The organism is Shewanella sp. UCD-KL21 (genome assembly GCF_001957135.1).
Classification (GTDB): domain Bacteria; phylum Pseudomonadota; class Gammaproteobacteria; order Enterobacterales; family Shewanellaceae; genus Shewanella.
Window position 1 is genome coordinate 25,498 of the sequence record NZ_MPHK01000013.1, and the last position, 11,621, is coordinate 37,118.

Here is an 11,621-nt window from a genome sequence, read left to right on the forward strand (position 1 = left end):
GTAAATAACCTTCTTTTTAGTTGGTTACTGATGATTTGTACGCAGCCAGACTCAAAGCAGATCACAATAAAAAAGGCGCTTAGTTTTCACTAAGCGCCTTTTTAAACTCAATAATGAGCAGTTACTGGTAACCTCTTACTGCAATAGGGCTCCAGTTTTTCTCAACGTCTTCTTTAATGAACTTTTGCTTTTCTTCAGATAGCTTCAGTTCATCAATTCCAACCGCGGCATGAGCAGACTCCTTGGTGCTAATGTCTGGGTATTGCACCTCGGTTACCTTAAGCAACCTTAGCACGCCCGCAATAGACTCACGCGCAGCTGTTGCTTGCTCGATGGCTTTAGTCAGTAACTCACGGCCTTCATCTGGGTTATGGGCATAAAGGCCATGTGAAGCCATGGCAAAATCCCAGCGCCATTGACCATGGCGGATCCCCATAATGCCATCATTCATTTGATGCCAGTTTGCCCCAGCATCCCAAGCCGCTTTAGCTTCGTAATGAGCTTTAACTAATAAGCCCTCAACCTTACGCGCCATGGCATCAATTTCTTGCTTATCACTGCTAAGCTTTGCGGTGATGTCATCTTTACTTTGATGACAGCCTTTACAAGTTTGATCAAAATACGGTAATGCTTTATCAACTTTATGGCTGGTAAATAGTTCACCTTGCTCGTTTTCTTCCGCAGGCATATGACAAGTAATACAGGTTACGTTATTTTCAGCATGCTTACTGCGGCTCCAATGTTCAAACTCGGGGTGACGTGCTTTTAAAATTGGCGTTTTCGAAATCGGGTGGATCCACTCGTAAAAGCGGCGAGTATCATAGTATTTCTCAATATCATCGGCGGTGGAGCCAAAGATCCACGGCATGTTTACCACATTACTCTTTTCAGGTTGGAAGTAATAAGTTACGTGGCACTGACCACACACCTGCGCCCCCTGCATAGAAACCGATTGCTTTTCAAATGGCAACCCCACTTTATTCATGGCATTTTGAGCATGAGGCCTTGGTAGGGCTAACTTTTCAGAACCATTTTCATGACAGTCACTACAATAAACCACGCTGTTAACTTCAGTACCTAAATCGGTAAAGTTTTTTGCAGAATATCCTTCAAAGCCTAACTCATTGATTAGCCTTGGCGCATCAGGGGTTTTACAAGTCCAGCAACTGGCAGAGGTACCTTTTTCACCTTCTTTTGGTGGCACACCGGTACGCAAGGTTTGGGTTACATCTGCGACAGCAAATTGATGCCCCCTTGGGCTGTGGTATTCTTTAGCAAATGATGAGCCAGCCCATAGGATAATATTAGCGGGGTACTGGGCTAACATATCTTCACGTTCTGACTGCTCCTCAGTTGCCGCCCATGATTCATAATGCTCAGGGAATTTAGTTTCAAAAATATCCTTGGCTTGTGACGCCACCGCGCCGCCAAAAAAACTCAAGCCTAATAAAACCGCTACTGCTTTTACTGCCTTTGATTTAACAACAAAATCTCGGGCAACGAGGGATAGACGTTTGTTCACTGTGCTTCCTTAAAATTGCAAACTGACTTAACTAACTACTTATAAATTTACGATACCTACTGCTTGATACAGGTTAAATCTGTAACTTCAGCTTATTCAGCCTAACCTGGCCTGCCATCAATACGAGGGCGCGTTAATATTGGGCTGTAATGCAGCACAAACAATCCAAATGCCATAAACCAAAACCCACCAGCTAACCATAACCACATCTGGGTTTGAGCAGGTAACAATAAGGGCATAACTGCCCGTAACAATGCAGCGATAGGTAAACAGGCAAACGCCAGTGCCATACTTGGCCCTTGGTAAATATTGCGACTAGTGTGACCCAGAGACACTCTAGAAATCATGGCTAAACATAAAGAGGCGACACAACCCACGGCAAATAAATGCAATAGACTTCGGTAAGCATAGTCATCATTGATAAACCAACCTAAGCCCAGTAATGACAGCGGCAGTGACAAGTACGACACATGTAATGACCACAACATTGGCTCTGACAGGCTTTTATGGGGTAACCAGCGGCTGAATCTCACCAAATGCAGCGCACCTGCAAGCAATAACAACACTTGCTCAACAGCTAAGGGCATTACCTTAAATATAGCTTGCACCACCAAAAGCACCATTATGACTAATAAGCCCTTTTCCAGCATGTAAATTGGCTGAGCTTTAGTGGCCTTTAAACGCATGGCGGTAAAAAACGGAATAACCCGCCCGCCCACAATAGTGATAAGCAGAGCCAGCCAAAATAACATTCCCTGCCATATTTGATTAGCTAAAATAAAATTACGTTCGTTTAATGCGTAATAACTCACAAGATTAACAATAAACGCAACGGTTAACATGATTGAAAAACCAATGTTTTGCCATTGCTTAACCCGATAAACACAACGCCACATGGTAAACGCTGCAATCCCTAAAAACACGCTATCAAAAAATGCCGGTAACAACAGTGGAATATCCATCGGCAATAGCAACAATAAACGGGCAATTAGCCAACTGGCAAAGGTTAGCGCTAATGGGGTGCCTTTTAGGCTCGGTTGATTAGTCCAGGTTTGTACTGCTGTGAGTAAAAAACCACATACAATCGCCATGGCAAAGCCAAACAATAATTCATGGGGATGCCACCATAAAGGCAATACATTTGCCCAAAAATTGCTATTAAATAGGCTGTATTGCGGGGTAAACCAGCCCATTAACCATAATGGGATATACAACATTGCCAGTGCTGCGCCACCTAAGAAAAAAGGCCTAAAAGCTAAGCGCCAAATAGCAGCGGTTTTTTCGGTTTCTGCTGGGTCGTCAATATTTAGCATAATTATCAAGCCTTTTTTGGTGAACACATAACATGCATTTTGTATATATGTTTATATTATGCTGTTCTGACCCTAGCAGCAATAGCGATTAGCCTCTTTGGTACAAACCTAGTTGAAACTGTGAACTCACGCAAACAATCATGGCGTGCTTGGAGCAAATAAGCTCAAAGCCAAGTCACTGCATTAGCAATGACTATTGGGCGATGGTTAAGTTAACTCACTTGTTTCGCCAGCTTTAATCGGCAAACAAAGGGGAAATAAGGACTAGATGAGGACTAGATGAGGGCTAAATAAGAATGGAGATATGATTAAAATATACCGCTCATAAAAGGCCATAAAGCCCTAACGCTTTAACGCGCTTTGGACTTCACTGGCACGCTTTCTCGCCATGATTAGCAATGACTATTGGGCGATGGTTAAGTTAATTCACTTGTTTCGCCAGCTTTAATCGGCAAACAAAGGGGAAATAAGAACTAGATAAGGGCTAAATAAGAATGGAGATATGATTAAAATATACTGCTCATAAAAGGCCATAAAGCCCTAGCGCTTTAGCGCGCTTAGGACTTCTATGGCACGCTTTCTCGCCATGGCATGTTCAACTATCGGACTGGGGTAGTGCAATTTAGCAGACGAAAACTCACTATCAAAGGCAAATAACTCGCCGTTAGTATTGGTATCTTGCTCACTTATTTCATTGCTGTTTATACCATCACCACTCAAAGCATCACCATTTGAAACATCACTTATGCCGAGTGTATCACCACTGAATATCGGCTGATGAATCTGCTTTAAACTCACCGAGGCCAGTTCGGGAATATAGTGTTTGATAAAACAGGCGTCAGGGTCAAATTTACTGCTTTGATTCATCGGATTAAAAACCCGAAAATAAGGCTGGGCGTCACAGCCGGTGCCAGCTGACCATTGCCAGCCACCATTGTTAGCGGCCAAGTCACCATCGATAAGCTGCTGTCGAAAATAGCGCTCGCCCCAACGCCAATCCACCAATAAATGCTTGGTTAAAAAGCTCGCCACTACCATGCGCAAACGATTATGCATCCAGCCGGTTTGATTTAATTGCCTCATTGCTGCATCAACAATGGGAAAGCCGGTTACGCCGTCACACCAAGCTTTAAACTCTTGGGGATTATTACGCCAATTTACTTTGCTGCCATTTTCATTAAAGTTTTTGCCTTTAGACAAATCCGGAAATGCCACTAACAGGTGTCGATAAAACTCACGCCACGCCAACTCGTTCACCCAGGTTTTAGCAGGGCTGGTGTCATCCACTAATGCATCTGGAAAGCGGTTTAATACTGCGGCTAAACATTGATTAGCACTAATCACCCCGATGGCTAAATAAGGTGATAATCGGCTGGTACTGTCTAGCGCAGGAAAGTCTCTTTCAGCTAAATAGTCGTGTAAATTATTAGCACAAAAACGGTCTAAAATACCCTTAGCTGCAGCCTCGCCAGCAAGCCAATGCTGACTAGAGACCTTGGGATAATCAAATGCGATTGGTTTAGGTTTATCAACTGCTGCGCCAATAGCTTCTGGCACAGCCACAGGGGCAATTCGTCTAGCTGAAACTTGCTTGCGCCAGGTTTTAGAAAAAGGGGTAAATACCTTGTACATCTTGCCGGAAAGATTAGTGACCTCCCCTGCAGCAACAATGCAATCTTGAGCGATAAACTGAATAGGTAAGCCAATATCAATTAACTGCTGATCGCGTTTTCGCTCATTAAATTCGGGCTCTTGGGTGGCAAAAACCTGATCAATTTGTTCATCGATTAAGTATTGCGGCATCCAATCCATCACATCATCAAACCAAGGCAACTGAATCACCTCAAGCTCAACCCCTAATGCCGCTAAATCTTGGGCTAAAAGATTGACATGACGTTCAATAAAGTCAATTTGAATTGCTGCTACATCATGACTATGCCATTGCTCAGTGCTGGCAATATAAATCGCTTTAACGTGACCATTTGATTGGTGCGCTAGCTCGAAAGCCTCTACAACACTATGGTTATCAGCCAGACGCAAGTCTTGCCTAAACCAAATTAAGCTATTCATTAATACAACCTCTTAGCAAAAATCTTGTCCGGTTTACGCCAACCACAGGGTTAATGCGACTTAGTAAGCGTAGCGTAACCTGAGTTCTTCAGGATGCGGATTTAAATACACCTGCCCTTCAATGTAAGGGGTTGGGTGTTCTCGTAAATAATGGTTAATTAAGGTTATTGGCACCAATAAGGGTAACAGTCCTTCGCGGTATTTCATTATCGATTCGGTAAGCTCTTCTTTTTGATCTTTAGACAGATGTTTTTTGAAGTAGCCCTGAATGTGCTGCAAGGTACTGGTGTGGTTTTTTCGGGTCGCTTTGATCTTTAACGCCGTCATAAAGCCTTCAAAATAGGTTTGCGCTGTGGCATCAAGATCATCAATCTGGGCTAAGATTGGCCCTAAATCACGATACCATTGTGGGCTGTGAGCCATTAATAGGTATTTATAACGGGCGTGAAACTGCATGAGTTTATGCTTAGTCCAGCCTTCAGCTTGCAAGCAATGCCATTCATGGTAAGCATAGACGCGGGTAATAAAGTTCTCTTTTATCAAAGGATCATGTAGCCGACCTTCTTCTTCCACGGGTAAATGAGGATAGGTCTCCATTAATTTTCTGGCATAAACACCCACACCAGATTTAGTGCCATTGTTGGTACCGTATTTGTACTCAATTACCCGCTCCATACCGCAGGTTGGCGATTTAGCGCAGAGAATATAGCCACCAATAAAGTTGAGTTCGTTAACCCGCTTTTCACTAAACTCAGCAAGTTTGTCGGTCACATCGATACTGCCATCGGCACTTTTTACAAAAATTTTATCACCATCGATTTCTTGGCGGATACTTTTGCGTGGCGCGCCCATACCTATGGCCATTTCAGGGCATACGCTGATGTAATCAAAAAATGGCGCTAGATCTTTATTACAATAATTTGAGTTTTTATGACCGCCATCAAATCTTACTTTTTGTCCTAACAGGCAACTACTGATACCTATCTGAATTTTCTCAGGTTTAAAGATTTCTTTATTCACTATACAACTCCTTGTGGCTTACATTTATTTACGTGCCATGTAATTAGTTAGATCATCTTTTTATTGATAGTAGCCCTGAATTGAATATAAGCAATCACTCTTTTGCAGTTAATTTTCAGTAAGTTCTGATCAGGGGCAAGAATGTCAAAGCAAGCATCTACATAGTTCAATCCCATAACAAAGAAGGGCTAAACAATAGCTGTTTAGCCCTTCTCATCATGTTTTAGGTTAAATTAAAAATCACGCTTTAAGACGAATGCTGTTGACCGAATTTCTCTAGGCCCCAAACTAGGCTAATACCCACTATTAAACAAATTACCGCAGCCACTAATTGAGCTGGCTCGCCCGTCATTTGCTCAAACTGCATTGGTGATAAGTTTTGTTCAGTAAGTGCCACCAGCTCACCGCTAGAATTTTCACGCCAAGTGAGGACTTCTTTCCAAGGCCAGATTTTACCTAAGGTGCCTAACATTAAGCCTGTTAAAAACATCAGTGTTTGATCATGAAACTTACGTAGCATGGCTGAAAGCACATGACTAAAACTCAGTAAGCCCACAACACAACCACAGGCAAAACAAGCCAGCATTAAAATATCAAAGCCTTTGGCAGCGGCCAGTACGGCTGGATACATGCCTAATAGCAACAGAATAAAACTCCCTGAAATGCCCGGTAAAATCATCGCGCAGATGGCAATGCAGCCAGATATAAAGAAGGTGAAATAACTCACTTCAAGCTCAATTGGATTAAGCACTGTGATAACCCAAGCAAAGGCAACACCTAAGATAAATAATGCCACTTGGAGTAAGTTAATCCCTTTCACTTGCTTAAGCATATGAACAACAGAAAATAAAATCAGCCCGAAAAAGAACGACCATACCGGTATCGGATGATTCGTTAGCAACCAAGAAATGAGTTTTGCTAGCGTGAAGATACTGGTTAAGATCCCGCCAAACACACAAACCAAAAAAGGGCCATTAATGTGCATGAAAGCCGCTTTAAAACCCTGCTGCTTAATAATGCCAAAAAGTGAAGGATTAATTTTACGAATCGCATCTAATAACGGGTCTAAAATGCCCGTAATAAAAGCAATTGTGCCGCCAGAAACGCCCGGAACAACATCGGCTGCGCCCATCGCCATGCCTTTGAAGTAATTTAATAGATGATGCAAAACCAATCCTTATTAATAAAATGAACACACCTTGGGTGTGAGAAATATAAGCTTAAATATCTGCTGGAACCTTATCTTAAAGCCAGCCAATAAACGTCTTATGTTGGACGCTTTTAAATTGAAAGTCATGTGACTTGGTTAGCAGTAACAGCATATAAAACAAATTATACCTGCACTAAGCTCAGTGAAGGAATATATCTTTTATCAAGATCATTCGCTTATGTGCAAGCCGTTACAAGGATGTTAAACTCAAGCCCTAAGAACTCATCTGACCAGACAAAAATAAAACCAGATGGCTGAAAACAACATCAATCCTACGTTTAGAATCATTAAAGGACTGCTATGAGTCACGATAAACCCAATCACGTATTAGCCTTGTATCACAAAGTCACTAAATACCCTTTCGGTAATAAAATATTCTCAATGATGGTATCAAGAACAGCGCCCTACTTTGCTACCGTGCGCCCTTTAGTGACCGCATTAAGAGTGAACCACTGTGCTGTTTTAGTTAAAAAACGTCGCGCGGTACATAACCACATTAAAACCGTACACGTAATTGCTATTTGTAACGGTTTAGAGATGGCCATGGGCGTGATGGCTGAAGCGTCTATTCCAAAGCATTTACGTTGGATCCCTAAAGGTATGTCGGTTGATTACACCGCCAAAGCAGGCACAGATATTTTATGTGTCGCCGAAGTCAGCCCAGAGCAATGGCAAGTGGGCGATATGTTAGTACCAGTTAATGCCTATGATACTGAAGGCAATGTTGTAGTGCGCGGCACCATTAAGTTATGGATTTCAGAAAAACCCGCTAAGTAGTCTCAGCTAACAGTCTGTATCAATTTTAACCGCAGGCTGTTAGTCTTTTATTACAATCATTTATCAACAAAGATATGAACTCGAAATGGATCCTTCAACTCATATTAATCGCCCTAATGGATTAACCACAGATACACTTCAACAGCAGCAGCCACCACCGTCATTAACCATTAATGAAAGTCACGGTAATCGCAATGCCAATATGGATGCCCTCAGAGGCATCGCCATTATTGGAATTTTGTTCATGAACATTTTTTTTATGAACAATAGCTTTTATGGCTATGCGCCACATTATCCACAACTTCAGTCTGACATTGTTTTAGAAGTCTTTAGTAATTTCTTCCTTGAAGGGCGCTTTATTTCGCTGCTATCTATCCTATTTGGCGCTGGATTATATATCCAATATAAGCGCTACGAGGCGGCTAGCTTAGTGGCCTATCCATTATTAAAACGGCGGATAAAATGGCTAGCGGTATTTGGCTTACTCCATGGCATTTTTATTTGGGGCGGCGATATATTACTCAGTTATGCCTTTAGTGCATTTTTAGCTCTGAATTACCTCAACAGCGATATCACCCAGTTAAAAAAACGAGCCAATCAATTTATTGTTGGCTCGCTGATCCTAATGACCTTGCTGAGTTTGCTAGTGGAGCCAGAGTATTATTATCGCGGCTCTGAATTCCACCTTCTGCAGCTGCAAGTATGGTCTGCAAATTACAGTGACATTGTGTTTTTACAACTAAACCAAGTGGGTTACATGTTACTGATTATCCCGTTAACCTTAATGTGGTTTTTAGGGGGACTAATGATGTGGGGAATGGCGCTTTATCGACAAGGGGCATTTGAACATGGATTAGAGCGGACAACCTTAATCAAGTGCGCTATGGCAACAATCATATTATCAAGCCTAGATAGCCTGTTAAGTTTCAGTTCAAGCGCTATTTTAGTTGAATGTTCAGCGATAGTGATGATGCTAAGCGCGATCCCTATGACGTTGATTTACTTACACCTCATAGTAAAAGTTTGCCAAAATTCAGCTCAAGTGCTCGCGCCTTTTCAAGCTGTGGGGAAATTAGCTTTTAGTTGTTATATTTTACAATCCATCATAGGTGTCAGCCTATTTCGCTATCTTATGCCTGAGCTTAACGTTAGCCTCAATCGCGTTGACTATATCTTAATCGCACTTGGCTTAAGTGGGCTGCAATTGCTGTTAGCGCCGCTTTATTTGCGCTATTTTAGCCAAGGTCCGTTAGAGTCACTTTGGCGAAAGCTAGTTTCAAAAAACTAACCATGCAAACAGCTGCATTATTAATGCTGATACTTTTAAATAACAGGATTCATGACACTGATGAAGATATTTGCGCTATTAAGCTTATGCCTGATGGCACTTGTGAGTTATCGCATTTGGCCATTTTTGGCGATTTATGTTGCCGCGATAAACCTGTTGAGCTTTTTGATTACATGGCTTGATAAACGCGCAGCAGCAAAACAAACATGGCGAACACAAGAGCGTACTTTACACCTCTTTGCCTTACTCGGAGGTTGGCCTGCTGGGCTTTTGGCTCAGCAGCTATTTAGGCACAAGACCCAAAAAACACCTTTTAAGTGGATTTACCTCTGCAGCATAGTTATCAATATATTGGCTTGGGCGGGCTTGGCTTACCTGCAATATCAAGGGCTTTAACTGCGCTAAAGCTTATGTGGTATGTTTCTAAACCGCTAACTAAGCTCTGTGGGTTAAAAACATGATTTAGCCATAAAAAAACGCCGCTGCACTTTACCCACAGCACTTGGGTGAGTACCATTCATTTATTGCTAGCAACCATAAGAAGAAGTTATGAAAATCATTTTGGCCGTTTGTGTGATCGCAGGGATCATCTTTTACTTTTACACGCAATCAAACAATGAAAAAGCCTCGAAAGAGAACATCATTAAAGGCAATGCTTTCTTATTAGAAAATGAAAAAAATCCAGATGTCGTCACCACCTTGTCAGGACTACAATATGAAATCATGCACAAAGGTGATGCAACTGAGCATCCAAAAGCGACTGACACAGTCACCGTTCATTATCACGGCACACTTATCGACGGCACCGTTTTTGATAGTTCGGTTGAACGGGGTGAAAGCATCGACTTCCCACTAAATCGGGTTATTCCAGGCTGGACTGAAGGGGTGCAATTAATGTCAGTGGGCGATAAGTTCCGCTTTTTTGTTCCGAGCACCTTAGCTTATGGCAACCGCACCGCCGGTAAAATCCAAGGCGGCTCAGTGCTGATTTTTGAAGTTGAGCTATTAGCAATAAACTAACCATCTAATCTGCTAAAACTGTACTCTGACTAACGTTTTAAATTTTGGCGACTAACGTTTTAGCAACAGAAAATAAAAATCCCTTATAGCCAAGCTACAAGGGATTTTTTTGACTCATCTATATCGTCTATTATCGCAACTCGCTAAAGAGTGATGTTGATATCTAGCTTAGGCCAAATGGATCATCAATCGATTTAGCCGGCTGAGTGAACCACACAGCGCCAGACTCCGTCATATAAAAATGATCTTCATGTCTTACGCCAAACTCACCTGGTACACACAACATCGGCTCGTTACTAAAGCACATTCCTGCCGCAAGCTGAGTATGATCGTTTAGCACTAAATAAGGCCATTCATGGATATCCAAGCCAATTCCGTGTCCGGTGCGATGGGGTAAGCCTGGCACATCATAATCTGGGCCAAAACCTGCATTAACTATTACTTCTCGAGCCGCTTGATCAACGCTTGCACACGTTGCGCCAATAGTCGCAGCAGCAAACGCCGCCAGTTGCGCTTGTTGCTCTAAATTCCACAGCTCACGTTGGCGCTCACTTGGCTCACCATATACATAAGTGCGGGTAATATCTGAGTTATAGCCGCCTAGCTGACAACCGGTATCAATCAATACCGTGTCGTTTAGCTCCAGTGTTTTAGGCGACTTAACCCCATGGGGGTAAGCGGTATCTTCACCAAACAATACAATGCAAAAATATGATCCCGCAGGCGCGCCAACCTTGATGTGGGCTTGATGGATAAAATCTTCCACTTCTTTGGTGCTAATGCCTTCTCGTAAGATACTGGCGGCAGCAATATGAACCGCTAAAGTCATGTCCTTTGCTCGTTGCAACAAGGCTAGCTCCGCAGGCGATTTAATCATTCTACAACCGGCAGTGATGCTTTTGGCATTGACATAATTGAGTTGATCATTGGCGCTGCGAATACCATCAAAAATAAAGAAAGCGGTGGCTTCATCAAAGCCCACCTTGCCAGCATTAATGCCTTTATTTGCTAGCATGTCGGCAAATAACTGAAAAGGGCTTTCATCTTCTTGCCACGTATTCACTTTACCCTTGACGGCCATATAACCTTGTAAAGTATCAAGCTCAAATGCAGGAGCAATGTATTCAAGCTCACCGCGGGCAGGAATAATAGCCCCAACCATACGCTCGCTGGCATACCAGCGAGTACCAGTAAAATAATACAGATTAGTGCCAGCATTAATGTAAATGGCTTCAATGCCTTGTTGCTGCATTAATTGCTGTGCTTGGCTAATTCGCTGTTCAAACTCTCCTACCCCAATAGCAGCAACATCATGGGTCATATCTGACAAACTCGCTAATGCTTGTTGTGGGGTTTGGGTTCCGACTCCGACGGTCATAGTACGCTCCGATAATTAATGCT

General features: G+C 42.6%; 10 protein-coding genes. 4 read left to right on the forward strand and 6 right to left on the reverse strand.

Going from position 1 to position 11,621, the window contains the following annotated elements:
- Nucleotides 1-121: 121 nt before the first annotated feature.
- From BM739_RS12570 to BM739_RS12590, 5 genes are all read right to left on the reverse strand, one after another.
- Nucleotides 122-1,441: an ammonia-forming cytochrome c nitrite reductase subunit c552 gene (locus BM739_RS12570; RefSeq protein WP_076541288.1), complete on the reverse strand. Its 1,320-nt coding sequence runs from the start codon at nt 1,439-1,441 to the stop codon at nt 122-124.
- Nucleotides 1,442-1,623: 182 nt separating this feature from the next.
- Nucleotides 1,624-2,835, reverse strand: a complete 1,212-nt coding sequence (locus BM739_RS12575) for an NnrS family protein (RefSeq protein WP_076541113.1) — start codon at nt 2,833-2,835, stop codon at nt 1,624-1,626.
- A gap of 540 nt (nt 2,836-3,375) precedes the next feature.
- A complete protein-coding gene (locus tag BM739_RS12580; RefSeq protein ID WP_076541115.1) occupies nt 3,376-4,905 on the reverse strand; it encodes a deoxyribodipyrimidine photo-lyase in 1,530 nt (509 codons plus the stop codon).
- A 60-nt stretch (nt 4,906-4,965) separates the two neighbouring features.
- The gene (locus BM739_RS12585) at nt 4,966-5,928 is read right to left on the reverse strand and encodes a DUF523 and DUF1722 domain-containing protein (RefSeq protein WP_083698152.1); all 963 of its coding nucleotides are present in this window, start codon (nt 5,926-5,928) and stop codon (nt 4,966-4,968) included.
- Nucleotides 5,929-6,172: 244 nt separating this feature from the next.
- On the reverse strand, nt 6,173-7,093 hold the full coding sequence (locus BM739_RS12590; protein WP_076541117.1) for a DUF368 domain-containing protein: 921 nt from the start codon (nt 7,091-7,093) through the stop codon (nt 6,173-6,175).
- Between the two features lie 342 nt (nt 7,094-7,435).
- Here BM739_RS12590 and BM739_RS12595 point away from each other — a divergent pair, with 342 nt between their 5' ends.
- From BM739_RS12595 to BM739_RS12610, 4 genes are all read left to right on the forward strand, one after another.
- Nucleotides 7,436-7,912, forward strand: coding sequence for a hotdog fold domain-containing protein (locus BM739_RS12595; protein ID WP_076541119.1), 477 nt, complete (start codon nt 7,436-7,438; stop codon nt 7,910-7,912).
- An 85-nt stretch (nt 7,913-7,997) separates the two neighbouring features.
- On the forward strand, nt 7,998-9,200 hold the full coding sequence (locus BM739_RS12600; RefSeq protein WP_083698153.1) for a DUF418 domain-containing protein: 1,203 nt from the start codon (nt 7,998-8,000) through the stop codon (nt 9,198-9,200).
- Between the two features lie 51 nt (nt 9,201-9,251).
- On the forward strand, nt 9,252-9,596 hold the full coding sequence (locus BM739_RS12605) for a DUF1294 domain-containing protein (RefSeq protein ID WP_083698154.1): 345 nt from the start codon (nt 9,252-9,254) through the stop codon (nt 9,594-9,596).
- Nucleotides 9,597-9,749: 153 nt separating this feature from the next.
- Complete coding sequence (locus BM739_RS12610; protein WP_076541123.1) at nt 9,750-10,220, forward strand: FKBP-type peptidyl-prolyl cis-trans isomerase; 471 nt, start codon at nt 9,750-9,752, stop codon at nt 10,218-10,220.
- Between the two features lie 163 nt (nt 10,221-10,383).
- Here the strand turns inward: BM739_RS12610 and BM739_RS12615 are convergent, their stop codons facing one another.
- Nucleotides 10,384-11,598, reverse strand: coding sequence for a Xaa-Pro peptidase family protein (locus BM739_RS12615; RefSeq protein ID WP_076541125.1), 1,215 nt, complete (start codon nt 11,596-11,598; stop codon nt 10,384-10,386).
- Nucleotides 11,599-11,621 lie beyond the last annotated feature (23 nt).

What these genes read in the sequence shown, in the direction of transcription:
- BM739_RS12600 (WP_083698153.1), top strand. Translation starts at nt 7,998, where the DNA reads ATGGATCCTTCAACTCATATTAATCGCCCTAATGGATTAACCACAGAT.
- BM739_RS12595 (WP_076541119.1), top strand. Translation starts at nt 7,436, where the DNA reads ATGAGTCACGATAAACCCAATCACGTATTAGCCTTGTATCACAAAGTC.
- BM739_RS12605 (WP_083698154.1), top strand. Translation starts at nt 9,252, where the DNA reads ATGACACTGATGAAGATATTTGCGCTATTAAGCTTATGCCTGATGGCA.
- BM739_RS12575 (WP_076541113.1), bottom strand. Translation starts at nt 2,835, where the DNA reads ATGCTAAATATTGACGACCCAGCAGAAACCGAAAAAACCGCTGCTATT.
- BM739_RS12615 (WP_076541125.1), bottom strand. Translation starts at nt 11,598, where the DNA reads ATGACCGTCGGAGTCGGAACCCAAACCCCACAACAAGCATTAGCGAGT.
- BM739_RS12610 (WP_076541123.1), top strand. Translation starts at nt 9,750, where the DNA reads ATGAAAATCATTTTGGCCGTTTGTGTGATCGCAGGGATCATCTTTTAC.
- BM739_RS12580 (WP_076541115.1), bottom strand. Translation starts at nt 4,905, where the DNA reads ATGAATAGCTTAATTTGGTTTAGGCAAGACTTGCGTCTGGCTGATAAC.